Below are 22,917 nucleotides of genomic sequence, written 5' to 3'. Positions count from 1 at the left end.
CAGGTCCGCCGAAAGGGTAGGCACGACAGGACGAGAGAGCCGACACGCGGGCGAGCGCCCGGGGCCTCGTCCCCTGCGTCACGGGCTCGAGTGAAGACAGGGGCACTTGCGGTGCGTACCGATAGGGTGTACCACTGGTACACCATGCCTCTTCCTCGCTTCCTCCGACTGCCGAAAGAGCGGCAGCGGGAAATCCTCGCGATTGCGCGCGCCCACTTCGCCCGGGATGGCATCGAGGGTGCGTCGTACAACCAGATCATCTCGGACGCTGGCATCTCGAAGACGGCGGCGTATCAGTACTTCGATGGCAAGGAGGACCTCGCGAGGACGGTGCTCTCGGAGGTGAAGGCGCGGGTCCTGGGGGTCCTGGGGACGTGGGAGGCCGCGCCGTCGGCCCGAGTGTTCTGGGAGCGATTGCGGCTGAGCAGTGCCCGGCTCGTGGACCATCTGGCGAAGAACCCCGAGGACCTCGCGCTCCTGGGGGCGGCGCCGGGTGGTGCGCCCGATGAGGTGGGGTTGGCGTGGTTCGAGGCCGTGGTGGATGACGGGCTCCGGCTCGGGGTCATCCGGAATGACGTGGACCGCTCGCTGCTGCTGGGGGTGACTCGGGCGTTCTTCCAGGCCGCGGATGCGTGGGCCTTGCAAGGGATGCACGCGGGGGCGGCTGTCGACACGTCGCTGACATGGAGCTTGCTGGAAGGGCTGTGGTCACCGCGCAAGGGCGCCAGGCAGGGAGGAACGACATGAGAGAGGATTTGCACGTCGACTGGGTGATTCCGACGACTCCGTCCGGCTGGGCGGGGGGCCTCGAGCGCTTCATGGGCCCGGGGAAGAGCCGGGTGGAGTTCGCCGTGGAGGCGTGGGGCGGCGTGGTGACGGCGTGTCTCCTGGGGCTGCTCATCTGGCGCGCTCCGGAGCGCGAGGCGTGGTCGTGGTTGCAGACGGCGGTGGTGGTGGTGATCGGGTTGGATCTCGTGGGGGGGGTGCTGACGAACGCCACGAATGCCGCCAAGCGCTGGTATCACCGCGAGGCGAATCCTCGCGCGCGGCTTGCGTTTGTCGCTTCGCATCTGCTGCATCTGCTGGGGGTGGGGTTCCTGGTGTTGGGGCAAGACTGGCGTTGGAGTCTGGTCAACGCGGGGCTGCTGCTCTGTGGCGCGGTGCTCGTCGAGCGCATCCCGGCGGAGGGCAAGCGGCCGGTGGCGATGGCGGCGTTCATGGTGGCGCTGGTCGTGAATCTGGCCCTGTTCCCTCTTCCGCCGTCGCTGGCTTGGATTCCGCCGCTGTTCTTCTTGAAGCTGCTCGTGGGGCACCTGGTTCCGGAGGCTCCGCTGTATCGACGGGGTGCGCCTCATGTTTGAGATTCGGGAGGACGTGCCCCTGGCCGAGTGTGCGAACGTGCTGGCACAGGCGTTCGCGAATGAGCCTGGGATGCGCTGGGTTTGTGGTGCGAACCGGGACATCTCGCGGCGTTGGTTCACGGCGACGCTGACGCTGAATGACTCTCGGCCGGGTGCCCGTCGATATGCGGTGACACGAGGTGATGAGGTGCTTGCGGTGGCCATCGTCAGTCCGGCGGCGCCGCCGCCTCGGCTCTTCCAGCAGCTCCGCTGGATGGCGGCGGTGGGGAGTGCCTGTGGATGGCAGTGCGTCCGACGGACGCTCCGCTATCTCGAGCTGACGGAGCCCTTGAAGCCCGCGGGAATGTGGACGCTGGAGTTCATTGGCGTCGCGGAGGGGGCGCGGGGACAGGGACTCACGCGGGTGCTCTTGAGCCGCATCGAGGCGGACCTGCCGGAACATTCGCTGTTCCTCACGACCGCGGACCCGCGCAATGTGCCGATGTACAAACATCTGGGATTCGCCGTGGAGAAAACCCTCGAGTTGGAGAGCCTGGCCGTGAGCGCGATGAGCCGGATTCCACGCCTCATCCTGGAGCGAGGCCACATATCCGCTGAGACCGTGGCCCGTCCTCGCCCCAGATTCGGGTGAGGCGCGGTGAGCCGCTACTGCTGCACGGAGAGGATGCGCCAGCCAACGACATCGATTGCGTAGGTTGCCCCCACGTCCAGGATGGGTGGGCCACCAACGTCGCAGACGTCGGGGTTGGGAATGAGGGTGACGAACATCACGCCCTTGGGTCCAGGGACCGCCGCGACGTCGTAGGCGTCTCGCCGAGAAAGGCACTGCTGAAGCGGCGTCGCGTCTCCTGGCAGCTTGTGATCCCACGGCAGGAAATCATCCATGGCGAGCTGAATCGCTCGAACCATTGCGCCTCTGATGACCTGGCGTCCCTCCGCTGACATCGCGAGCGGAATCTCCACCTTCGCCGATTCTTCGGGAGGCGCATGAACAGGGCGAGGTGGTCGCTGAAACAGGGAACAGCCAGGAAGGACCAGCAGCAGGGCCAGGATTCGTTTCCCAATCAGCGGGTTCAATCGCTCCACCATGAACTCCCCCCGTGCCGCGAGTGACAGGCATTGTGCCTCGTTCGCACGCCCCCCCGAACAGACATCCGTACACTGAACCCATCTCCGGGCTAAGCTCGGAGACATGGACCTCATCGTCGAGAACGGCCTCGTGTTCGATGGTCTGGGCAATCCCCCGCGGAAGCTCAACGTCGGCATCCAGGGCGGCACCGTCACCACCCTCTCCCCTGCCCCCATCCCCCATGCACCGGGGACTCGCGTCATCGACGCCACGGGCCACTGGGTGACTCCGGGCTTCATCGACTTCCACACCCACTACGACGCCGAAGTCGAGCTGGCTCCCTCCCTCTCCGAGTCCGTCCGCCACGGGGTCACCTCCGTCGTCCTCGGGAGCTGCTCACTCAGCCTCGCCCTCGGTACCCCAGAGGACCTCGCGGACATGTTCTGTCGCGTCGAGGCCATCCCCTACGCCACCGTCCGCGCCCTCCTCGAAGAGCGCAAGACGTGGGACTCGCTCCCCAGCTACCTGGAGCACCTCCAAGCCCTCCCCCTGGGCCCCAACGTCGCCTCCTTCCTCGGCCACTCCGCGCTGCGCGCCCACACCATGGGCCTCCACCGCAGCCTCGACTCCGGCGTCCGCCCCAGCGAAGACGAATTGCGCCGCATGGAGTCCCTCGTCCGCGAGGGCCTCGACCTGGGCTACCTGGGCCTCTCCATCATGACCCTCAAGTGGGACAAGATGGGCGGCACCCGCGACATCCGCAGCCGCCCCCTGCCCTCCACCTACGCCCGCTGGAGCGAATACCGCCGCCTCACCCGCCTCCTTCGCGAGAAAGGCCGCGTCTTCCAGGGCGTCCCCAACATCAGCACCAAGGTCAACGTCGTCCTCTTCCTCCTCGAGAGCATGGGCCTGTGGCGCCCGACGCTGAAGACCACCGTCATCTCCATGATGGACCCTCGCGCCAGCCGAGGCATCCATCGCCTCATCGGTGTCCTGTCCCGCGTCGCCAACCGACTCCTCGGCGCCAACTTCCGCTGGCAGGCCCTGCCTGAAGTCTTCGACCTGTGGGCCGATGGCATCGACCTCGTCGTCTTCGAGGAGTTCGGCGCCGGCGCCGCCGCCCTCCACCTCCAGGACGCAGCCTCCCGCACCGGTCTCCTCAACGACCCCGCCTACCGCTCCCGCTTCCGCGCCGAATGGACCAACCGCTTCCTCCCTCGCGCCTTCCACCGCGACTTCAACCAGTCCCGCATCCTCCAGTGCCCCGACCCCACCCTGGTCGGCAAGTCCTTCGCCCAGGTCGCCCAGGACCAATCACGCGATGCCGTGGATGTCTTCCTCGACCTCGTCGCCACGCATGGAGACGCGCTGCGCTGGTACACCGTCATGGCCAATGACCGACGCGAGGAGCTGGAGTTCATCTGCCGCCACCCAGACATCCTCGTGGGCTTCTCCGACGCGGGCGCCCACCTGCGCAACATGGCCCACTACAACTTCCCCCTCCGACTCCTGCGCCTCGTCCGCGAAGCCGAGAAGCGCGGCGAGCCCTTCATGCCCATCGAACGCGCCGTCCACCGCCTCACCGGTGAAATCGGCGAATGGTTCGGCCTCGACGCCGGAGTCCTCGCCGAGGGCCGCCGCGCCGACCTGGTCGTCATCAACCCCGAGGGCCTCGACTCGAGCCTCGATGAAATCGCGGAGGCCCCCATGGAGAACTTCGGCGGCTTCATCCGCCTGGTGCGCCGCAACGACGCCGCCGTGAAGTCCGTCCTCATCTCCGGCCGCGAAGCCGTGAGCCTCGGCGCCGTCTCCCCCGCCCTCGGACGTGAACGAGGCTTCGGCACCGTGCTCCGCGCTCGCGCCTGACGCCTCAGCGCGCGTGCGCCGCCACCAGCGTCACGACCTCCTCCGCGCAGCCCCAGGAGAGCGTGACGCCCGCCCCTCCGTGCCCGTAGTCGTGCACCACCACGCGCGCCCCGGACTCCTCCGCCTCCACCCGCACGGAGGGCCGCCCGGGCCGCAGTCCCACCTTGTGCTCCACGACGTGAAACACCGCACCCGGTGGCAACAACGGCGCATTGCGCTCCAGGATGCCCCGAGCCACCTCCGGGTCCGGCGCCAGGGACGCGTTGCCCTCCTCCACCGTGCCTCCCAGGATGCAGTCCCCCGAGCGCGGAATCACATAGGCAATCCCCTGCTCGCACTCGTCATCGAAGATGAAGCGATGCGTGGGTGGGGGTGTCACACGCAACACCTCACCGCGAATCGGGAAGAGCGTCTCGTCTCCCACCACCTCGCGCGCCCCCAGGCCCGTGCAGTTCACCACCACCGGCGCTCGCGCCCACGCCTCCTCCAGCGAGCGCACCTCGCGCTGGATGATGCGCCCTCCCAGCTCCCGCACGCGCGCCGCCAGGAATGGCAGGTAGCGCGGCATCTCGATGACCGGCGCGGAGAAGTAGTAACCCTCCAACAATCCAGGCGGGAGTTCCTCGGGACGGGCCCTGCGGAAGTCCGGGACGCTGTCGCGCCACCAGGGGTCCTCGACGTGGCGGCGAAACACTTCCACGCCAGGAATCATCAGGATGCCCGCCTCGGGACGCTCGCGGGAGAGTGACTCCAGCACCTCGTAGGTCCGCTTCGCCCAGACATTGACGCGCTCCTGCGGCCACGCCCGGTAGGGATACCAGACAGCCGCGGCGACATCCGATGTCGTGTGCGGCGACAACTCCCGGGCCCAGACCTCCACCGAGTGTCCCGCCTCCAACAAGCGGATCCCACACGTCAGGCCCGACACTCCGCCGCCTAGGATGACAATGAACATATCCACACCCTACCCCTCGGGCGTTTGTCGTGGGTCGGCATGACTCAGTTCGTCATTTCGCCCGAAGGTGCGTTTATTTCTCACGATTTGTCCCGGTCCGCGTTCTTGGCATAAGACCGGGAGTCTTAGCGATGACTCCGCGCCATGGGACGCGGAGTGACGGGGAGGGTCCAGCGGATGGCAGGCGAGCTGGATGCACCAGGGCAGTCCAAACGCGGGCGACGCGTGCCGCGTCTGCGTGCCTGGCATCTCATTCCCTTGCTGGTGTTCCCGGCGATCCTCATCGCGCGCTCGGGTCCCTTGGCCAACCGCCACGCCGAGGTGCTGTGGCTCACCGACACCCGCACCCGTCCGCTGGAGGCCCGCCTCAGCGTCGCGACCGCGGATGTCTACCGCCCCTATTCGCTGCCCCGAGAGGAGCGCCCGTCCATCGCCGTCCCCCTGCGCGAGCTCGCGCGGCTGGAGGAGGCTGGGGACCGACCTGGAATCGCGGCCTCCTACCTGCTCCATGGCGACCCGCAACAGGCGCTCGCGCATCTGTCGCAGGCGCCCGCCTCGGTGAACCGCGACAACGACCAGGCCGTCGCCATCTTCCTGCTCAAGCGGCATGACGAGGCATTGGCCCAGCTCGACACCCTGCTGGAGACAACCCCACGCCATCCCCAGGCCCTGTGGAACCGCGCGCTCGTGCTGCGGGCCATGGGCCTTCAATTGCTCGCGGCCTCTGTCTTCGACGAGGTGGCCCGCCTGGGGGAGCCGGGCTGGAGCACGGAGGCTCGGGAGAACGCCGCCGCCCTCCGCGCGTCCGTGGCGCAGCGGGCCGCGTCCTGGAAGCGCACCCAGTCCGCGTTCACCCGCCTGGCTCAGGATCCACACCTCCCCATCCCCCTGGAGGAGGCCCGGCAACACCCGGGCATCGCGCGCGGCCTCTACTACGACGCCGTCCGCACCGCGCCCACCTCCGCCCGGCTGACGGAGCTGCTCCCGCTGGCGAAGACGCTGGACCGCATCCACGGCGACACGGCGCTGGAGGCCCACACCCGGACCATCGCCACGCGAGACTTCAACCGGCGCGCGCCGCTGGCCGTCGAATACGCGCGCCTGGTCCGAGAGCGTCAGCCCGCGTCGGAGGACTTCCTCACACGCCTGCGGGGCTCGGGTGAGTATGACCTGCTCCTGGGCGCGCGCCTGCTGACGCCCAACGCGAAGGGGCCTCAGGGAGAGCTCGAGCGCGTGGCGGGCGCGTGGAAGGACTCGTGGATTTCGCTCCTCGTCCAGGACGAGCTGGCGCGACAGGAAGACCTGGCGGGCGAGTCCTGGCAGGCGGGGCAGCGCCTCAAGGCCGCGCTGACGGCGTGCCGGGAGAAGAACCTGCGTCCGCGCTGCGCGGAGTTGCTGCGCAAGATGAGCCACCGCGCGACGGCCGCCAATCGCTTGTCGGAGGCCGAGGAGACGGCTCGCGCGAGCTGGCGCGAGGCGCAGTCGATGGGCGAGTGGGACCTGGAGTCCGCGGCCCTGCGCGCCCTGGCCCAGGCCGCGCGCTTCCAGTTCCGCATCGCCTCCGCTCGCGCGTACCTCGCCGAGTACCTGGCCCGCGCACCCGACACCTGCGAGGTGAAGAACTACACCTATCGCAACCTCGCGGCGCTGGAGCTGATGCAGCCTGCGTCCTCGCGACGCCCGCAGCGCCTTGCTGCAAGCCCAGACCTGTCAGCCCGGTTCATCGGCGCGTGGATTCTCGCCGACCTCATGCGGTTGGACCGCAAGCCCGAGGATGAAGCGCAGGTTCGCGCGGAGCTGGAGCGCGTCCGCGCCACGCGCGAGACCCCCGGCCGTCAATTGCTGGCGCGGCTGGTCGAGGCGCGGCTCGAGCTGCTGAAGAACCGGGCCACGGGCAACAAGCTCCTCAACGCCGTCATCCGAGACGCCGAGCCGCTGTTGGCCCTGGACTCGGACGTGAGGGATGCCTCGGCGGTGGCCTATCAAACGCTGGCCGTCACGGCCGGCGAGGTGGATGCATTCACCGAGGTCCCCGGCGTCGTGGCCCGCCAATTGGGCGTCAAGCCTCCGACGCAGTGCGCGCTCGTGGCGGCCATGGAGACCGAGCGCACCGTGGTGGTGGCGCTGGGGCCTCGCGGGCAGGTGCTGGGCCACTACGACGACACGCGCAAGGAGCCCTTGGGCGAGGACCTCACGGGCCTGGTGCCCGAGAAGGTGGTGGCCGCGCTGCGCGCGTGTCCCCAGGTCGAAGTGCTCGCCGCGCCGCCGCTGGACAGCCGCTCCGGACTGCTGCCGCCCGAGATGGCGTGGAGCTACCGCGTGGCGTCGACCGCCGCCTCACCCCAGAAGAAGCAGCCCTCGCCCCTGCATCTGATGATCGCCAACGTGGAGACGCCCGCGGGCCTGGGCCTGGCACGGCTGTCCTCGTGGGACACCACGCCCGCGCCCATCGGCGCGTCGATGGAGCTCTCCGGTGCGCAGGCGACTCCGTCACGTGTGCTGGAGGCGATGGGCCGGGCCACCGACATCGAGTTCCACGCGCACGGCGTGGTGGACCGGAGCCTGTCCGAGGCGCCTGTGATTGCGCTGGCCCCGGAGTACGACGGGCGCTACGCGCTCACGTCCGAGGCGCTCAAGCAGATCCGCCTGGAGGGCGCGCCGGTGGTGCTCCTGGGCGCGTGCAGCGCGGCGCGGCTGCCTCCGCTCCTGCATCAGACCTCCTCCCTGCCCCAGGCCTTCGTGGGCGCGGGCGCGCGCGCGGTGTTCGCGGCGACGGTGGACATTCCCGACTCAGCGGGCCGCTTCTTCCAGGGGGTGCGCGAGCGCATCCACGGGGGGGCGGCACCCGCGGTGGCCCTGCGCGCGGAGCGCCTGCGTTGGTTGCGCGAGGTGAAAAGCGCACCGTGGGTGACTCGCGTGTTGTTGTATGAGTAGGTTCACCGGTGGCCCTTGGGGGCGCCGCCGGATGCCGTGATGCCGTGTCCGTGCCCCACCGGCACGGATGAGGGGGAGGTGGACATGCACTACGCGGAACCGCTGGCCATCTACAGCCTGCACTTCGACCGGGGAGACACGGAGAGCCGCACGATTCCCTTGTGGAATCCCGTGACGGACGCGCGCCTGGGTGAGCAGCCGGAGTGGATTCGCGGCGCACGCTCCGAGCCCGTGGCCTACGTGCGAGGAAGCCGTCCCTCCGTCCGCGTGTCATTGCTGGCCAATCACTTCGTCCCCCCGTCGTTCGAGCTGAGTGCCTTTGGCCCCTCGCTGTGCCCCGCCGCCGCGGTGAACACCTCCGTGCGGTGGCTCGGACCCCATCCGGTGAGCCTGGAGCGCACGGCGGGGTGGAACACGCTGGCGGAGCCCGTGCACTTCAACCGCCCCCTGCCCAATCACATCGGCGTGCACGCGCTGGAGCTCCAGTGGTTCGCGGAGTGGACGGACGCGGACGGCACGCCGCGCAAGCTCTTCCTGGGCAACAGCCACCATGAGCTGTTCACCACGGGCGCGCCCATGCGGCAGGGCGAGACAGGCGCGCCTCCGCGCGGCGCGTACACGCCGCTCCTGCGCTGGTCCTCGCGCTGGTGCGCGGGGCTGGAGTCGCGCAAGGACATCTGCGACGCGCTGCTGCGGGGACTTCCGGAGACGGGGCTGCGCTACGGGGTGCCCGCGTGGACGGTGCGCCACATGCTCGCGGTGGGCGGCGGCATGTGTGGCGGCTGGTACCAGCTCTTCCAGCAGCTCGCCAACTGCCAGGGTGTGACGCTGGAGGGCCGCACCCTGCACCTGCTGCCCCACGAGAATCCGCGGACGGACGAGGTGCGCTGGGAGGCGCTGGTCGCCGTCGCGCCAGGCCTCAACCAGGTCGAGCCCAGCCGGCTGACGCGGCTCAACGGACGCTTCCAGGACAGCCTGCGCTACCCCTTCGCGCCGGACGAGCCAGTGGAGCTGCTCGGCCGCGTCGAGTCCCGGTATGCTTTCATGTCTGGTTGGGATGACGGGCACTGCCTCAACTTCCTGGAGGACTCCGGCCGGCTCTATCTCTACGACGCCTGCTTCCTGACAGAAGCGGTGGAGCTGGACATGCCCCTGCCCCCTGCCGACGGACGGCCCGTCAGACTGAGCCAGGAGTCGTCCTTCCGGCGTCGCTACCTGCACCCGACGCTGCCCCGGCTGATGGGGACGCTGCGCGCGAACGGACGGCTCTGGGAGGTGGACCTGGAGCGCAATGAGCTCGGCATCACCGTCGGGACGGAGCAGGTCCCAGAGATAGACATCATGTGGACACGCTAGGAGTTGTCATGCCGACGACACGCGAGCAACTCAGGCGGATGGTGGCGGAGCGAAAAGCGCCACCACACGGCTTTGCCTGGGGGGAGCTGATGGAGGCACTGGAGCAGATGTCGGACGCGGCGAGGAATCGAGCGGTGTGTCCCTTGGGGGATGAAGACGTGGGCGTGCTCGTGGACCTGCTGTCGCAACGAGGCCGCATCCCGTTGCGCGGCCAGCCCCCCATCCCTCACTCCATGCCTCCCGAGGAGCTGGTGCAGTTCCGAGCGTTGAAGATTCTCGAGCAGGCCGGACGACTCGACACCATCCGGGACTCCCTGGAGCGGCTCAATCGCGAGCCGGGCTCTCCCGCCCTGCGAGGGCTGGCGCGGCAGCTCCTCCAGCGGCTCGAGGACGAGGGGGAGGCGTAGGCTCTCGGGACTCCGGCCGGGGGGTCCACATCACATTGGGTTCGGGCGCGGCGAAGGCGTCGAAGGTGACGGCGACTCCTCCCTCCGGCGAGCGGAACGCGAACCACCAGCCCACGGGCAGCAACAACAGCTCACCGGGCGACAGCTCCACGTCCCAATGCAAGACACCCTCGGGAACCGCCGCCGCGTCCCGCACGCGATGCAAGGCATACGCGGGCACGAGCACGAAGAGCGCGCGGCCTCGCACCTGACACACCAGCGTGTTGCGCCGCGAGGGCGTCAGGGGAAGCTCCGTCCCCGCCGCGTCACGCCACAGCCCCACGGGGGAAGGCCACGCCACGATTCCCCGCGGAGGTGCCAGCGGAAGGCGCTCATCCCACGCGGCACGCGTCGCCGTCCCCAGACGCTCCAGCGCCGTCTGGAGCACGGCGTCCTCCACCACCGTCGCGCGGCAGACCACGGGCAGGTTCTGGAAATAGTGGTGCTCGAAGAAGTCGCGCGGCGTGAGGGCTTCGTGCCGGGTGATGTGTGGATGGCTTTGCGATTGGCGGTGGAGGTCGCCATAGAGGTCGAGCAGGCCCTCCAGCTTCCGCTGCATCGCGACGGCCCGCGCGGCGCCCTGGAAGCAGGGGTCCTCCATCTCCGCATGGATGGCGGAGCGCGCGAGCGCTTCGTCGACGCCCGCCCGCGCCAGCACGGACACCAGGTCCTCCGCCTCCGCGCCGCGCAGGAGGTTCTCCACCACCCAGCGCCGCCACTCCGGCGCCAGCGGGTGCCTCGTGCTCGCGTCATGCATCGCCGACTCCCTCATCGCTGGACCTTCTCCGGCCGGGGGCCAATCCAATAGTCACGCCACTCCACGTTGCGCTCCGGCCTGTCGAAGCAGACGAACGTCACGGACAGGCTCACGTCCAGCGCCTGCACCGCGTGCCACCAGCCCACGGGAATCAAGAGCGCGTCCCCGGGCCCCACCACACACGAGTGCAGCGAGGCCCGCGCGAAGTCCGGGAAGCGGCGAGGGTCCGGCGCGCGGATGTCCACCGCGCTGTAGAGGCCCCGGTCGTTGTAGAGGCGCGGGGTCTCACAGGGAGGCAGGAGCCAGAAGCGCTTCCGCCCCAGCACCTGGCAGAAGAGGATGTTGAGGTGGTCATGGTGCAGGTTGGACAGCGTCCCCGCGGGGCCGAACCACAGGTGGACGCTGTCGGGCGCACTCAGGTCCGGATGGATGAAGCCAGACGGAGGACGCAGGTCCTCGAGCAGGGAGCGAAAGGCTGGCTTCAACAGCAGGCTGTTGCGCGCCACGAGATAGACATCATCCGACGCGGGCGTCCCACGCACCTGCGCCACCAGCGCGCGCATGGACTGCGTCCTCCGCAGCCGCTCCGCATGGAAGTCCGGGTCTGGCTCGGCGCCTCGGCCCGCCATGACCTCCACCTCCTCGTCGCCGAAGCGCTGCGCCAGCCACTCCGGTGTCCAGCGCTTCAGCGCGGGCCAGTCCTCCAGCAGACCCTCGACGATGACAGGCTGGTTGCGCGCGAAGTAGTGCTCGAAGAACACCTCCGGGCGCAGGCCGCGCCGGCGCTCGACGTCGAGGGGGGCAGACCCGGGATGGTGTTGGGCATGCAGCAGGGCGCGGGCCGCCAGCAGGGACTCCAATTCCTGACGCCGGTGGGAGGACTGGAGGCCGTGACGCACCGCGGGGTGCTCGGCCACCGCCGCCACGGCCCGGTCCGCCTGTGTCTGGGACAAGCCCCATGAGACCAGTTCCAGGGCGAGCCGGGACGGCGCCACCCCCGAGGTCAAGTTTTCCGCGAGCCAGGAAAGCACCTGGGGCGGAAGGCTCTCGCGCTCGTCAGGAATCATGATTCACTGGGTGCGATATACCACCGGTGCAAACCCACACGTCACACAGGGGAACGCATGACGACGCCCAAGGCTCCTGATCCGAAGAACGCTCCGCTTCAGCCGCCCAATCCCGCCACGCGTCAGGCGCCGCGCATCGTCCCCAATCCCGGAGGTCACATCGCGCCTCCTCGGGAGCGCACCCCTCCCACCGAGCCGCCCACCACGCCTCCGCTCGAGAAGTGAGCGCGCGGCGCGAAGCTGTCATCCCAGCTTCCACCAGGTATTGCCCTCCGGGACGTCGAACTCCTGGAAGGTGACGGACACGCTGACGTCCAGCGCATGCACCCAGTGCCACCACCCCGCTGGAATCAACAGCATGTCACCCGGCTCCACGATGACCTCGAGCACGTCCGCCTCGCGATACGCGGGGAAGCGTGTGAGGTCCGGCCGCTCCGCGTCGACCTGACTCCACACCTCGAGATGGCTATAGACGTGGTGCGTGTGGAACGAGGGAATGAGGCGAAAGCGTTTGCGCCCGAACACTTGTCCGAAGAGGACCGTGCCCAGGTCGTGATGCAGCCCCGTCAGCGTCCCCGCGGGGCCCACCCAGAGCTTCACCGCGCCTGGACGCGCTGACTTCCGGAGCAGCCCCGGAGGGTAGCGCACGTCGTCCAGCAGCCCCCGCAACTCCTCCCGCTCCAGCGCGAAGTTGCGCGCCGTCAGGTAGAGGTCATTGCTGGGTCCCCCCTCCTCCAGCCTGCGGATGAACTCCGCCAGGCGCATCACCGTGCGGCAGGCGTCCGGCTCCAGGTCATGGTCCGCGCGAGCCTCGCGCCCCGCCATCACCTCCACCGCGACCTCCCCCCGCGAGGTTGCGAGGGATTGCGGTGTCCAGCGTTCCATCAAGGGCCAGTCGCGCATGAAGCCCTCGAGCAGCACCGGGCGGTGGGCCAGGTAGTAGCGCGTCATCACCTCCGCGACAGGCAAGTCCGCCTGCCGCTCCACCTGGCGATGGGCTCCGGCCTGGCGATGGAGCCAGACGCGCGTGTCGAGCAGGGACAGCGTGTCTTCGTGCAGCCGCGTGTGTCCAAGCCCCGCCCGCACCGCGGGGTGCTCTCGCGTGGCGCAGACCTCCGCGCACGCCGTGGCGGGGGAATGCCCCGCGGCCACGAGCGTGTCGACCAGGCGCTCCACGTCCACGCCCCGCACCACGTTCTCCGCCAGCCACTCCCGCCAGTCCGCCCCAAGGCTGGGTGCCACGTCCGCCATGCCCTCTCCACGGCCGAGGAAGGGCCTCACTGTACAGGACCCCGAGTGCGGGCACGGATGTGGGGAGAAAAATGACAGCGGAAACTCTCGCGCACATCCGCCGACAATCTTTCCAGAGTGTCCCAGCGCGGGTCGCCTCCGGGCCCCGCCCCCTCAGGAGAGAAGGCGCCATGATCAAGCGAATCAGCAACCACGTCATCACGAACCCCGCGCGCAAGGAGATCGACGCGACCACGCAGGGGAAGAAGAGCGACTACTCCCAGCAGGTCCAGGGCGTGAACATGGTGCTGGATGCCTTCAACTACGGCATCTCCAAGAACTCCCAGAAGAGCGTCATCGACAACGTCAAGAAGGTGGAGACCGGCGACCGCAGCGAGTTCACCGCGCACGGGCTCGAGTCCATCTCCTTCCTGAAGGACGGCACGAAGAACCTCCTGAAGGGCGAGCTGCGCCAGGGAAGCATCGAGCTCCTCGGCGCGACGCTCAACGCGGCGGGCGCGGTGTACAAGACCTCGTACACGCAGACGCCGTCGGAGAAGAAGGGCGTCGACCCCTGGTGATGCGCGTGCGAGCATGACGCCGCAATGACCTTCTTCCTGTACCTGCGACTCATCTTCTTCGGCGCCTTCGGAGCCCTGGCGTCGCTGCGCGCGCTCGAGCAGATCATCTTCGGGGGGCGCGGTGGCTTCGGCCCCATCCTCGTCCAGGCGGCCCTGGGAGCCGGTGCACTGATGGTGGCGAAGCGCGCGCTGGACAAGCTGCGCGCGCAGCGCCGCCCGGCCCCGAGCGAGGATTCAAACCCGTCGTAGCCCGCGCGGAGCGTGAGGCCGACCGTTCGAGGAAGCGGCCTCACCTCCGGCTGACGCACCCCGCGCGGGGCCCTGCCTAGATTCCAGGCACGAGGCCCGCGATGACCCCAGACAACTCGAGACGCCCGTTGTTTCGCCACCTCGCGGGCCTGGGAGGACTGAGCCTGTTGCTCGGCCCCCTGGCCCCTGGCGGTGCGTTCGCGCAGGAGGATGAGGCCAAGGAGGCCACCGCTCCACAGGTCTCCTGCTACACCGCCGCGACCCAGGCGTCGGACGACTACACCGCCACCCAGCTGTGCCGAGGCGCTCGCTCCACCGCGCCCGCGGAGTGCTTCCTCCGCGTCCAGAAGGAGGGCTCGCTGACCCAAGGCCAGGCCCTCCAGCTCTGCCAGTTCGCCACGAGCGACGATGACCCGGCCTCGTGTTTCCTCCAGGCCCAGAGCAAGAGCTTCGGCGACGACGCGCGACTGCTCCAGCTCTGCCAGCCCCCCGTCACCGAGTTCCTGCGCTACTGCCCCGTCTACGTGCAGTGAGCACCGGCGCAGCGCACCCGCCCGCGGAAGCGACTAGGGTGGGGCCATGACGGTTCAGCCGCCCCACGAGGAAGAGCTTCCCACGGCGCGTGAGCTGGAGCTGGACGAAGCCAGCGCCGCCCCCACGACCCGCGTGCTGACGCCGCCGGGCAACGAGCCCCTGGCCATGCTGGCGCGCCGAGGCTTCCAGGCCACCGTGGCCCCGCTGGACCTGCCCTTCCCCGCCGACGTGCGAGGCCCTCGCGCGGAGCAGCTCGTGGATCGGCTGGGCCACTACGCCTTCCGCCTCTTCCTGCGCGGCGCCATCCTGCGCCAGGGCAGCTTCACGCCGATGGAGGCCACGCGCTACCTGGAGCCCGCGCGCGCCACCGACTTCGCCGAGGACCTGGTGGCCATGGACCTGGCCGTGCGCGAGCCCGAGGGGCGCTACCGGCTGCGCCACCCCGCCGCCAGCTTCGGCGGCACGCTGGAGTGGTACGTCGCCCACGAGCTGCGCGTCCGCTTCGGCTTCGACGTGGCCGCGGGCGTGAAGTTCCATGCCCCCGACGTGGGAGGAGACCTGGACGTCGTCGCCACCGCGGAGGGTCGGCTCCTCTATCTGGAGATGAAGTCCTCGCCGCCCAAGCACCTGGCGCCCGACGAGGTGGGGGCCTTCTTCCGCCGGGTGCGCGCGCTGCGTCCACACCTGAGCATCTTCGTCATGGACACCGCGCTGCGGCTCTCCGACAAGGTGCTGCCGCTGCTGCAAGCCGAGCTGAGCACCCAGCCCGCCCCCGCGCCCCGCCGCATCCAGCGCGAGATCTGGGCGCTGACGCCGCACCTGTACGTGGTCAACGCGCGGCAGGACCTGATGGGCAACATCGGCGTCGCGGTCGCGGAAGGCCTCCGCGCGCTCGCGCCACCTGCTCCGTGAGCCCGCCGTCCTCGCGGGCCCACGAAGGGATGCGGCGGTGACTCAGTGGCGGGCGGCGCGGGCTTCCTTGCCCCGCGCGCGAGACGCCTTGGAGAGCGCGTCCGCGCCCTGCTCGTCACCCTTCATCCACTCCTTCATCGCCGGGACGACCTGCTTGCTCCAGGTCTTCCCCACGCGCACCTTGAGGAAGGCATTCACGAGCGCGTCCACCATCGCCGAGAGCTGCTCGGTGAGGTAGAGCCGCTCGTTGAGCTGGTCATCCTCCTCCTCGCTCATCAGCGCGGGCAGCTTCGCGGCGCGGACATCGAGGAACTCGGAGTCGAGCGTGGCCTCGTACTCCTTCTCCCCGTGGGTGAAGCGGATGCGCGCCTGGGCGACGAGGAGGCCCTTGTCCAAGGCCTCCTTCACCTGAAGCGAGTACGGCGCCAGGGTGCCCTTCGCGCTCATCTCCGTGACGTCGCCCGCGACGCCGCGCAGGATGATGCGGCCCATGAAGAGCACGTTGACGCCCGCGCCCTCGTGCTCCACCAGCGCGTCGCCCGTCTCCGAGCGCCACAGGAGCCACGTCAGCAGCTCGCGACCCAGGTAGGCGCGGCCTCGGAGCAGCTGCTCGCGGGCTTGCCCCTTCTCGACCTCGGCGACGTCCTTCGTCTCCTCGGTGGCGGCGCCGTCGACGCCGACATCACCTCGCGCGAAGGCGGCATCCGCCCGCGCCTGATCACGCTTCCCCATGCGCCACCTCCGCCGTCGCCGGCAGGTCCATGCCAATCAGCTCCGCGGTGGGCCCCAGGGCCCCCTCGTCGAGTCCCGACGTCTGCGCGATGGCCGCGGGCGTCAGGCCCACGAACTTCAGCGACAGCGCGTTCTCCAGCGCGATGATGATCTCCTCCACCACCTTGCGAGACGCGGCCCAGATCTGCATCTGCTGCGTCGTCTGGTTCCAGCTCACGTCCAGCACGTTGGTGCGAGGCGTGGCGCGCGTGCGCAGCATCTGCTTGATCTGCGCCTTGGCCTGCGTCTTCTCGCCTCGGCTGGCCGGCCGGTCATTCTCCTGCTCGAAGTTGGCGGACCACTTCGCCAGCTCCGCCTTCATCGCCGCCGCGGGCACCTTGAGCGAGTCGATGCGGAAGGAGAAGAGCGCGTACTCGCCATAGAAGACGCGGCCGGCGGAGAAGTCGACAGCGTCGGCGTTCTCCAGCTCCACGAAGCCCGCGGCGCGGTCATCCTCGGAGCGGCGGTCGATGGGCTCGAACGCGTGCGCCTTGAGACCACGGGTCAGCCAGCGCTTGATGTCGGAAGGCGCTTCCTTCGCGTGTTCAACGCGGAAGCGCGAGAAGGTGACTGCACCACGGAGGACAGGCATGGGGCGCGGCAGGATGGGGGGCGCGAGCGGCCGCGTCAAGGCACTCTTGGTGCTTGCCTCCGGGCCGAATCCGCGTCCAGGCCGTACGCGCATGCGTCCCGACATCACGCCAGGACCCCGCCCCCGAGCCCCGTCCCCCCGCGCTTCACGCTGCGTCAACCCCTCTCGGCACGGTGGATGCAATCGCTTGCAGGCCCCCCTTCCGGAGGTCTGCCCCCATGTCCCAGTCCACGCGCCCCAACATCCTCCTGCTGACGGTGGATCAGCTCATGTTCCCCCGGTTCGCCTACGGGCCGGACGGGGGGTTCCTCCCCGGCATCAAAGACATCCTCGGCTTCATCGACGAGGGCGGCGAGGACAATCCCTTCCGGAAGTTCTTCCCGGGCTTCGCCGCGTTGAGGAAGAACGCGGCCGTCTTCCGCAACCACACCATCGCCGCCTCGGCCTGCATCCCCAGCCGCGCCGCCATCTACACCGGCCAGTACGGCACGCGCACGGGCGTCACGCAGACGGACGGGCTCTTCAAGAGCGGGGATGCCTCCGCCTTCCCCTGGCTGTCTCCCGAGGGGATTCCCACCATCGGCCACTGGTTCCAGCAGGCCGGCTATCACACGCACTACTTCGGCAAGTGGCACGTCAGCAACCCGCCCGAGCACTCGCTGAAGCGCTATGGCTTCGACGACTGGGAGCTGTCGTATCCCGAGCCGCATGGCTCCTCCGTCAACAACCTGGGTGCCTTCCGGGACGTGGGCTTCGCGGACCTGGCCTGCACGTTCCTGCGTCGGATGGCGCTGGGACAGCCCTACAACCGGACGCTCGGGGAGCAGGACTATGTGGCGCCGCTCGGCAACCCGCCCTCGACCGAGCCCCAGCCGTGGTTCGCCGTCGCGTCCTTCACCAACCCGCACGACATCGCCACCTACCCCATCCTCCCGCGGCAGCTCGACTCCACGTCCGCGCCCGTGGGTCCCCTGTCCGTGCCGGGCCAGACGGCCCGCTCCGTCGTCCCCGTCGCGGGCACGATGTCGTTCGCGCTGAACCCGCTCGACTTCCCGCAGCACAACGCCCACCTGCCGCCCAACGTGCACGACCCGCTGGTCAACAAGCCGAGCTGCCAGCGCGACTACGCCTACAAGATGGGGCTGGCGCTCGCGTCGAAGACGGGGCTCTCCCTGCATCAGGCGAAGGAGGGCATCGACCCCGTCACCGTCACGCTCAACTCGGGCATCCCCTTCCAGCTCACCGCCGCGCCGGACGTGTCCACCCTGCGCTTCAACCAGTACTACACGTGGCTCATCCACCTGGTGGACGGCCACATCGCGCGCGTGCTGAACACGCTCGAGGAGAGCGGCCAGGCGGACAACACGCTGGTGGTGTTCCTCTCGGACCACGGCGAATACGCCGGAGCCCACGGCTACATGATGGAGAAGTGGCACACGGCCTATCAGGAGGCGCTCCACGTGCCGCTGGTCGTGCGCTTCCCGACGAAGGACGTGCCCGCGAAGACGCGGCAGATTGACGCCCTCACCAGCCACGTGGACGTCCTCCCCACGCTGCTGGGACTCGCCGGCATCTCCCGGGGCGAGGTCGCGGAGCTGCGCACCGAGCTGCGCCTGCACCGCCCCGTGCCGCCCTTCGTCGGCGCGGACCTGAGCCCACTCGCGCGCGGTGAGACGAACACCGTGACGGAGCCCGATGGCAGCACCCGCGAGGGCGTGCTCTTCGTCACCGACGACGAAATCACCGAGCCGCTGCCGCCCAACGGCGACCCGCACCAGGAACACGACGAGGCCCTGTTCTCCGTGTTCGTCCGCTCCGTCGAGGCGCTGCGCGAAGGCACCACGCGCGCGGGCAAGGTCCCCTTCCTCGCCTCGGGCGCGGTGTGCCAGCCCAACCACGTCCGGTGCGTCCGCACGCCGCGCTGGAAGCTGGCGAGGACGTGGGACCCGTCGGGGACCCACGCCGACCAGTGGGAACTCTACGACTTGCAGAACGACCCACTGGAGCTGGAGAACCTGCTCGTCTTCGACGGCGCGTTCCCCACGCTCATCGCCAACCTCCCGAAGGGGCTCGGCCGCACGGAAGTGGAGACGGCCGCGCGCGCCACCCACGCGCTCCTGCAGAAGTACGAGCGCGAGAAGCTGTCGCCCTGGCCCGGGTAGCCCCAGGCCCCAGGCCCGCTACGGCTGTGTCTCCGCCGTGGCGGGCGGGTCGGCCTTGAGCTCCGCGTAGACACCGTCGCGGAAGCCGTAGCGCTCGCGCTCCTTCGACTTCTTCTCCTTGCCGGCCTCGTCCTCCTCGGTCCGGCTGTGCACGACCGTGAGCTCCTTCGCCCCCGACTGGAAGGTGACCTCGTAGGAGGAGACATTGGGCGGGTCCGACAAGCCCGCCACGTCGAGCGCGTTCTTCGCCTGGCCCAGCACGCCCGGCTTGTTCTCGGGCACCTGGTAGCTCACGTAGGTGGTCTTGTAGTCGCTGCACGCCTCGGGCTTGGAGTCGACCTGCAACAGGGTGACACCCGCAACCTTCGCGGCGATGAGCTTCACGACCACCGGCCCGCCGTCGACGTTGAGGTAGCTCTGACCCGCGGGCATGACGTCCACGCTGGTGACGCGGCGCGAGGGCTTCGCCTTCGGCTCCATGAAGCGGATGCGAATCTTGAAGTCGTTGCTCATCACCACGGTGGCGACCTCCTTCTCGCCGTCACCGTCGAAGTCCGCCTCGAAGCGGAAAGGAGTGAGCGTGTTGCCGAAGAGCCAGCCTTTGAAGGTCTGCTTCTCCTTCGTGTACTCCACCGAGTACCAGTGGTTGACGTACTCCCCCACCTTCAGGCGGTCCTTGCCTCGGGAGACGACGCGGACCGCGGCGCCCAGGGGCAGCGTGGTGACCACCGGCGCATCGGCGGAGGCCGTCTGCCGCAGGTTCGCTTCATCCACGCCGACGAAGAGGTTCACCTTCTTCTCGGCGGGCTCCCACTGCGTGAAGTCATAGCTCTCCAACGTGCGGGGGCCGGCCTCCTCCTCCAGGAAGGCGGTGTAGTGCAGCGAAGGTGCTTCTGATTGGGCCAGGAGCAGCGACAGCAGCAAGGCGGGAGTCATGCGGAACCATCCAAGGATGAATGCACGCAGCGTAGCGCGTCGGCCGCCGGACACGACAGGCCACTCGCGTGTCGGCGGACCGCGTTGACGGAAGCCTCCGTCAGGGCCCTCGTTCCACCGACACGCTTCGAAGCTCCATCGACACCGAACCGAGAGGAGAAGAACCGTGCCCCACCGCAAGTTCACACCGGATCAAGTCGCTTCCGCACACAAGAAATTCGAGCGACTCCGCTCCGTCGCGCCCCCCGAGGCGCGCGACAACAGCGCGTTCTTCGTCGACACCCAGACCGGCGCCAGTCTGGTCGCGAAGGAGCGCGCGAAGAAGGTCCTCGACTATCCGCTGGGAGGCATCCAACCCCTCTCGGATTCCCCGATCGCCACCTGCTCGTTCCACTACCGCTACCACGACAACGAGGGACGGGGAGCGCTGAAGTACGACCCCGTGGGTTGCTCCGAGACACTGAACGCGGAGACCTGCGAAGAGCTGCGGAGGCGGCGGGGTGGCGGCTCCGTCTCATTCACCTTCCTGCCCCTGCTCCTGCCCATCGACCGGAGCCTCGAGCAGGACCCGAGGCTCGACCGCAAGGTGTTGACCATCCCCTCCGTCGGCTGCCCGAGGATGCTCACGGATCGGGACTTCGTCGGGAAGCTGGTCTGGGCCGCGCGTGCGGCCACCCGCCCGACGATGCTCGTCGTCCATGCCTCGGAAGCCGCGACCTACATGAAGCACCTCGCGGACATCCTGGAGGAGTTCCAGGTCGGTCTGGTGGCCTGGCGATGTCTCGAGCCCGTGGTCGGGTTCGGCATGTCACGGCTGGCGGCCCAGACCTATGGCCAGCTCCTGGGCAACCGGACAGACGTCGTCTTGTGTGACGTCAACGTCCTCGACTCGGACGCGCTGCCTGACGGCTATGACTCCGACAACGAGGAGTCCTTCGGGGTGAAGAGCCAGCAGCGATACACCGGGGCGGGATTGGGCAGTGGCATCGCGCGCTTCGACTACCTCCCGACAGGGCAGTTGAAGAAGACCAAGGCCCAGCCAGGCGGGGCCACCCGGCCCATCGAGCAGGTCGTCACCGTCAGCCACGGGATGCTCTATGACCCGTGCTTCATCACCTCTTCGGAGGACGCGGACCTGACGCAGAGATTCCTCGACAAGGAGGTCCGCGCCGGCGCCAAGGCGTCCGTGACGAGTGTGAGTTACAAGTGGGGGAAGAACCGCATCGAGAAGGTCGCCATCGAGGCGCGGGGCTTTCTCTGCACCCAGTACATGAAGCTTCGGGACAGCTACCTCCGGACGCTCGTCCACGAAGACGCCATCCTCATCACCTACCGGAAGAGCATCGTCGTCCGTCGCAAGAAACAGATGGTCAACCGGCGTGTGACTGTCGGAGAGCTGGCCACGGAGTTCGCACGCGAGCTGCGTCTGGAGCAGCCCGTCATCCGCTCCTTGATCATCGAGAAGATATTGCTTCGGTACAAAGCGGAGCAGCTGGGGCGATGACTCCAGCGGGCCTTGGTATAGCGTGGCGTCGTGATGAGCCGAGCCCTGCCCCTCTCCCTTCTCCTGGCCGCCACCGCCCTGCACTCCGGCTGCCGCCACACACAGCAGCCCCAGACTCCATCGTCCGTGGACGCGGTGGCCCAGGGCCTCTTCTCCACCCTGGAGGACGAGGGAGCGCTCGCCAGTGCCTACGTGCTGGATGCGACCACCGGAGAGCCCCTGTACGCGCACCGCGAACACGTGCGCCTGCTGCCCGCGTCCACCATGAAGGTCGTCTCCACCGCGTCGGTGCTCTCCGCGCTCGGGCCGGACTTCCGCTTCCAGACGCCCGTCTCCATGGAGGGCTCGCTGGTGGAGGGCTTGTTCCTGGGGGACCTCGTCGTGGAGCCCTCGGGAGACCCGTCGCTCGGCTCGTGGAGATTCCCCGAGACGGCGACCGCGTGTGAGCAGGTCGCGGACGCGCTCCACTCGCGCGGCGTGCGCCAGTGGAAGGGACAGGTGCGCGTGCGCGGCGCGGAGGACATGGACGTCGGCTTCGGTCCTGGCTGGGCCTGGGATGATGCCGCGTATGCCTACAGCGCCGCGCCCACCGCGTTCGTCTTCCGGGAGAACGTGGTGGACCTCGCGCTGTCCCGCGCGGAGGGCTCCGACTGCACGCTGCCTCCGACGCTGCAGGTGACGCCCGCCTTCGCCACCTTCACCGCCGTGGTGCGCGTGGAGGCGAACGCGGAGCGCGCCAACCTCTCCTGCACGCGCCTGCGCGCTGGACCCGGCGTGAGGTGCGTGTGGCGCTCCTCCGCGACCCAGTGCCCTCGCTCCGCCACGGTGAAGCTCTCCGTGGATGAGCCCCAGGTGCTCTTCGCCGCGTGCGTGGAGGAGGCCCTCACCCGGCGCGGCGTGCCCCGCCTGCCCTTCACCCTGGAGGCCCCCGGCCCGCTGCGCCCCCCGACGCCGGAGCCCCTGGTCACCCTGGTCAGCCCGCCGCTGTCGGAGCTGGTGAAGGTCACCAACAAGCAGTCCCTCAACCTCTACGCGGAGCGGCTGGGCCTGCGCTTCGCGCGCGAGCGGGGCGGACTGGAGGGCTACTCCGCGCTGAGCACCGCGCTGGCCCAGGAGCTCACCCGCCGAGGCATCCCCGCACGCGACCTGCGCCCCGTCGATGGCAGCGGCCTGTCGCGCTACAACCTGGCCACCGCGCGGGGCCTGGCACGCGTCATCTTCACCAGCCTGCGGGAGCCCTACGGCGCCGCGCTGGTCGACAGCTTGCCCATCGCGGGGGTCGACGGCACGCTCGCCACCCGGCCCGTCACGCCCCTCACCGCGGGCCGCATCCGCGCGAAGACCGGCACCCTCTCCGGACAGAAGTGCTTCACGGGCGTGGTGGACCGGCCCGGTGACGCGGAGCATCCCCGCGTCGTCTTCGCGCTGATGCTGGGCAACATGGACGAGGGCACGACGCTGCCCGCCAACGAGGCCTTCGACCGCTTCGCCGCCGCACTGGTCGAGCTTCCCCTGCGCGCGCCGTGACGTCGGGCAGCTTGGGATTCCCGGGGCACGCTTGACGCACCGCGCGCCTGGGCGCAACCCCAGGGAACGCGCGTCCAAGGGTGACATTCCCCAGCGGGGAACGTGCGC

At 69.2% G+C, this 22,917-nt stretch carries 23 protein-coding genes; 15 read left to right on the top strand and 8 right to left on the bottom strand.

The features are described 5' to 3' along the window. The first annotated feature begins 111 nt into the window (after positions 1-111). The 3 genes from MYSTI_RS17965 to MYSTI_RS40825 are packed head-to-tail and all read left to right on the top strand — an operon-like array spanning position 112 to position 1,992. Positions 112-747, top strand: coding sequence for a TetR/AcrR family transcriptional regulator (locus tag MYSTI_RS17965; RefSeq protein ID WP_015349196.1), 636 nt, complete (start codon positions 112-114; stop codon positions 745-747). Continuing rightward, positions 744-1,361, top strand: a complete 618-nt coding sequence (locus MYSTI_RS17960) for a hypothetical protein (RefSeq protein WP_015349195.1) — start codon at positions 744-746, stop codon at positions 1,359-1,361. Before MYSTI_RS17965 ends, MYSTI_RS17960 begins: the two co-directional genes overlap by 4 nt. Further along, a complete protein-coding gene (locus MYSTI_RS40825) occupies positions 1,354-1,992 on the top strand; it encodes a GNAT family N-acetyltransferase (RefSeq protein WP_015349194.1) in 639 nt (212 codons plus the stop codon). Before MYSTI_RS17960 ends, MYSTI_RS40825 begins: the two co-directional genes overlap by 8 nt. A gap of 14 nt (positions 1,993-2,006) precedes the next feature. Here MYSTI_RS40825 and MYSTI_RS17950 read toward each other — a convergent pair whose 3' ends face one another. Further along, entirely contained in the window at positions 2,007-2,450 is a 444-nt protein-coding gene (locus tag MYSTI_RS17950) for a hypothetical protein (protein WP_015349193.1), read from the bottom strand. Between the two features lie 103 nt (positions 2,451-2,553). Between MYSTI_RS17950 and MYSTI_RS17945 the strand changes: the two genes are divergently transcribed. Continuing rightward, on the top strand, positions 2,554-4,296 hold the full coding sequence (locus MYSTI_RS17945; RefSeq protein ID WP_015349192.1) for an N-acyl-D-amino-acid deacylase family protein: 1,743 nt from the start codon (positions 2,554-2,556) through the stop codon (positions 4,294-4,296). A gap of 4 nt (positions 4,297-4,300) precedes the next feature. Here the strand turns inward: MYSTI_RS17945 and MYSTI_RS17940 are convergent, their stop codons facing one another. Then, complete coding sequence (locus MYSTI_RS17940) at positions 4,301-5,251, bottom strand: FAD-dependent oxidoreductase (protein ID WP_015349191.1); 951 nt, start codon at positions 5,249-5,251, stop codon at positions 4,301-4,303. Positions 5,252-5,428: 177 nt separating this feature from the next. Here MYSTI_RS17940 and MYSTI_RS17935 point away from each other — a divergent pair, with 177 nt between their 5' ends. The 3 genes from MYSTI_RS17935 (at position 5,429) to MYSTI_RS17925 (ending at position 9,948) form a co-directional block, all read left to right on the top strand. Next, a complete protein-coding gene (locus tag MYSTI_RS17935; protein WP_015349190.1) occupies positions 5,429-8,185 on the top strand; it encodes a CHAT domain-containing protein in 2,757 nt (918 codons plus the stop codon). Between the two features lie 84 nt (positions 8,186-8,269). Next, positions 8,270-9,541: a hypothetical protein gene (locus tag MYSTI_RS17930; protein WP_015349189.1), complete on the top strand. Its 1,272-nt coding sequence runs from the start codon at positions 8,270-8,272 to the stop codon at positions 9,539-9,541. Positions 9,542-9,549: 8 nt separating this feature from the next. After that, a complete protein-coding gene (locus MYSTI_RS17925; RefSeq protein WP_015349188.1) occupies positions 9,550-9,948 on the top strand; it encodes a hypothetical protein in 399 nt (132 codons plus the stop codon). On the opposite strand, the gene MYSTI_RS17920 is transcribed toward MYSTI_RS17925, so the two are convergent. Both MYSTI_RS17920 and MYSTI_RS17915 read right to left on the bottom strand, forming a co-directional pair. Further along, on the bottom strand, positions 9,866-10,744 hold the full coding sequence (locus MYSTI_RS17920; protein WP_015349187.1) for a cupin domain-containing protein: 879 nt from the start codon (positions 10,742-10,744) through the stop codon (positions 9,866-9,868). The genes MYSTI_RS17925 and MYSTI_RS17920 overlap by 83 nt on opposite strands. An 11-nt stretch (positions 10,745-10,755) precedes the next feature. Next, positions 10,756-11,697, bottom strand: a complete 942-nt coding sequence (locus MYSTI_RS17915) for a cupin-like domain-containing protein (RefSeq protein WP_233278303.1) — start codon at positions 11,695-11,697, stop codon at positions 10,756-10,758. Between the two features lie 171 nt (positions 11,698-11,868). Between MYSTI_RS17915 and MYSTI_RS43845 the strand changes: the two genes are divergently transcribed. Continuing rightward, a complete protein-coding gene (locus tag MYSTI_RS43845) occupies positions 11,869-12,036 on the top strand; it encodes a hypothetical protein (protein WP_169558643.1) in 168 nt (55 codons plus the stop codon). 18 nt (positions 12,037-12,054) lie between these two features. On the opposite strand, the gene MYSTI_RS17910 is transcribed toward MYSTI_RS43845, so the two are convergent. Continuing rightward, positions 12,055-13,062: a cupin-like domain-containing protein gene (locus MYSTI_RS17910; protein WP_015349185.1), complete on the bottom strand. Its 1,008-nt coding sequence runs from the start codon at positions 13,060-13,062 to the stop codon at positions 12,055-12,057. Positions 13,063-13,232: 170 nt separating this feature from the next. Between MYSTI_RS17910 and MYSTI_RS17905 the strand changes: the two genes are divergently transcribed. The 4 genes from MYSTI_RS17905 (at position 13,233) to MYSTI_RS17890 (ending at position 15,317) form a co-directional block, all read left to right on the top strand. Next, complete coding sequence (locus tag MYSTI_RS17905; RefSeq protein ID WP_015349184.1) at positions 13,233-13,622, top strand: hypothetical protein; 390 nt, start codon at positions 13,233-13,235, stop codon at positions 13,620-13,622. Positions 13,623-13,646: 24 nt separating this feature from the next. Continuing rightward, positions 13,647-13,871 (top strand): hypothetical protein, encoded by a 225-nt coding sequence (locus MYSTI_RS17900; RefSeq protein WP_015349183.1) that lies wholly within the window; start codon positions 13,647-13,649, stop codon positions 13,869-13,871. A gap of 128 nt (positions 13,872-13,999) precedes the next feature. Then, positions 14,000-14,404: a hypothetical protein gene (locus MYSTI_RS17895; protein WP_144370095.1), complete on the top strand. Its 405-nt coding sequence runs from the start codon at positions 14,000-14,002 to the stop codon at positions 14,402-14,404. A gap of 46 nt (positions 14,405-14,450) precedes the next feature. Beyond that, positions 14,451-15,317 carry a hypothetical protein gene (locus MYSTI_RS17890; protein WP_015349181.1) on the top strand — a complete coding sequence of 289 codons (867 nt, stop codon included), beginning with the start codon at positions 14,451-14,453 and terminating at the stop codon, positions 15,315-15,317. Positions 15,318-15,359: 42 nt separating this feature from the next. On the opposite strand, the gene MYSTI_RS17885 is transcribed toward MYSTI_RS17890, so the two are convergent. Next, positions 15,360-16,049 (bottom strand): hypothetical protein, encoded by a 690-nt coding sequence (locus tag MYSTI_RS17885; protein ID WP_015349180.1) that lies wholly within the window; start codon positions 16,047-16,049, stop codon positions 15,360-15,362. Continuing rightward, entirely contained in the window at positions 16,036-16,680 is a 645-nt protein-coding gene (rdgC, locus tag MYSTI_RS17880; protein WP_015349179.1) for a recombination-associated protein RdgC, read from the bottom strand. The genes MYSTI_RS17885 and rdgC overlap by 14 nt, the downstream gene beginning before the upstream one ends. A gap of 218 nt (positions 16,681-16,898) precedes the next feature. Between rdgC and MYSTI_RS17875 the strand changes: the two genes are divergently transcribed. Next, the gene (locus tag MYSTI_RS17875; RefSeq protein WP_015349178.1) at positions 16,899-18,842 is read left to right on the top strand and encodes a sulfatase-like hydrolase/transferase; all 1,944 of its coding nucleotides are present in this window, start codon (positions 16,899-16,901) and stop codon (positions 18,840-18,842) included. Positions 18,843-18,860: 18 nt separating this feature from the next. Here MYSTI_RS17875 and MYSTI_RS17870 read toward each other — a convergent pair whose 3' ends face one another. Continuing rightward, a complete protein-coding gene (locus MYSTI_RS17870; protein ID WP_015349177.1) occupies positions 18,861-19,778 on the bottom strand; it encodes an SH3 domain-containing protein in 918 nt (305 codons plus the stop codon). Positions 19,779-19,944: 166 nt separating this feature from the next. Here MYSTI_RS17870 and MYSTI_RS40820 point away from each other — a divergent pair, with 166 nt between their 5' ends. Together MYSTI_RS40820 and dacB are read left to right on the top strand one after the other, a co-directional pair. Next, a complete protein-coding gene (locus tag MYSTI_RS40820) occupies positions 19,945-21,282 on the top strand; it encodes a hypothetical protein (protein WP_015349176.1) in 1,338 nt (445 codons plus the stop codon). A gap of 33 nt (positions 21,283-21,315) precedes the next feature. Further along, positions 21,316-22,809 (top strand): D-alanyl-D-alanine carboxypeptidase/D-alanyl-D-alanine endopeptidase, encoded by a 1,494-nt coding sequence (gene dacB, locus MYSTI_RS17855; protein WP_015349175.1) that lies wholly within the window; start codon positions 21,316-21,318, stop codon positions 22,807-22,809. Positions 22,810-22,917: the final 108 nt, after the last annotated feature.

Source organism: Myxococcus stipitatus DSM 14675 (genome assembly GCF_000331735.1).
Lineage (GTDB): Bacteria > Myxococcota > Myxococcia > Myxococcales > Myxococcaceae > Myxococcus > Myxococcus stipitatus.
The sequence above is the reverse complement of the archived record's forward strand: the minus strand, read 5'-3'. Positions and strand labels throughout refer to the sequence as shown.

What these genes read in the sequence shown, in the direction of transcription:
- MYSTI_RS40825 (WP_015349194.1), top strand. Translation starts at nt 1,354, where the DNA reads ATGTTTGAGATTCGGGAGGACGTGCCCCTGGCCGAGTGTGCGAACGTG.
- MYSTI_RS17900 (WP_015349183.1), top strand. Translation starts at nt 13,647, where the DNA reads ATGACCTTCTTCCTGTACCTGCGACTCATCTTCTTCGGCGCCTTCGGA.
- MYSTI_RS17885 (WP_015349180.1), bottom strand. Translation starts at nt 16,049, where the DNA reads ATGGGGAAGCGTGATCAGGCGCGGGCGGATGCCGCCTTCGCGCGAGGT.
- MYSTI_RS17910 (WP_015349185.1), bottom strand. Translation starts at nt 13,062, where the DNA reads ATGGCGGACGTGGCACCCAGCCTTGGGGCGGACTGGCGGGAGTGGCTG.
- MYSTI_RS17940 (WP_015349191.1), bottom strand. Translation starts at nt 5,251, where the DNA reads ATGTTCATTGTCATCCTAGGCGGCGGAGTGTCGGGCCTGACGTGTGGG.
- MYSTI_RS17870 (WP_015349177.1), bottom strand. Translation starts at nt 19,778, where the DNA reads ATGACTCCCGCCTTGCTGCTGTCGCTGCTCCTGGCCCAATCAGAAGCA.
- MYSTI_RS17920 (WP_015349187.1), bottom strand. Translation starts at nt 10,744, where the DNA reads ATGCATGACGCGAGCACGAGGCACCCGCTGGCGCCGGAGTGGCGGCGC.
- MYSTI_RS17905 (WP_015349184.1), top strand. Translation starts at nt 13,233, where the DNA reads ATGATCAAGCGAATCAGCAACCACGTCATCACGAACCCCGCGCGCAAG.
- rdgC (WP_015349179.1), bottom strand. Translation starts at nt 16,680, where the DNA reads ATGCCTGTCCTCCGTGGTGCAGTCACCTTCTCGCGCTTCCGCGTTGAA.
- MYSTI_RS17930 (WP_015349189.1), top strand. Translation starts at nt 8,270, where the DNA reads ATGCACTACGCGGAACCGCTGGCCATCTACAGCCTGCACTTCGACCGG.
- MYSTI_RS17925 (WP_015349188.1), top strand. Translation starts at nt 9,550, where the DNA reads ATGCCGACGACACGCGAGCAACTCAGGCGGATGGTGGCGGAGCGAAAA.
- MYSTI_RS17950 (WP_015349193.1), bottom strand. Translation starts at nt 2,450, where the DNA reads ATGGTGGAGCGATTGAACCCGCTGATTGGGAAACGAATCCTGGCCCTG.
- MYSTI_RS17960 (WP_015349195.1), top strand. Translation starts at nt 744, where the DNA reads ATGAGAGAGGATTTGCACGTCGACTGGGTGATTCCGACGACTCCGTCC.
- MYSTI_RS43845 (WP_169558643.1), top strand. Translation starts at nt 11,869, where the DNA reads ATGACGACGCCCAAGGCTCCTGATCCGAAGAACGCTCCGCTTCAGCCG.
- MYSTI_RS17875 (WP_015349178.1), top strand. Translation starts at nt 16,899, where the DNA reads ATGTCCCAGTCCACGCGCCCCAACATCCTCCTGCTGACGGTGGATCAG.
- dacB (WP_015349175.1), top strand. Translation starts at nt 21,316, where the DNA reads ATGAGCCGAGCCCTGCCCCTCTCCCTTCTCCTGGCCGCCACCGCCCTG.
- MYSTI_RS17945 (WP_015349192.1), top strand. Translation starts at nt 2,554, where the DNA reads ATGGACCTCATCGTCGAGAACGGCCTCGTGTTCGATGGTCTGGGCAAT.
- MYSTI_RS17935 (WP_015349190.1), top strand. Translation starts at nt 5,429, where the DNA reads ATGGCAGGCGAGCTGGATGCACCAGGGCAGTCCAAACGCGGGCGACGC.
- MYSTI_RS17890 (WP_015349181.1), top strand. Translation starts at nt 14,451, where the DNA reads ATGACGGTTCAGCCGCCCCACGAGGAAGAGCTTCCCACGGCGCGTGAG.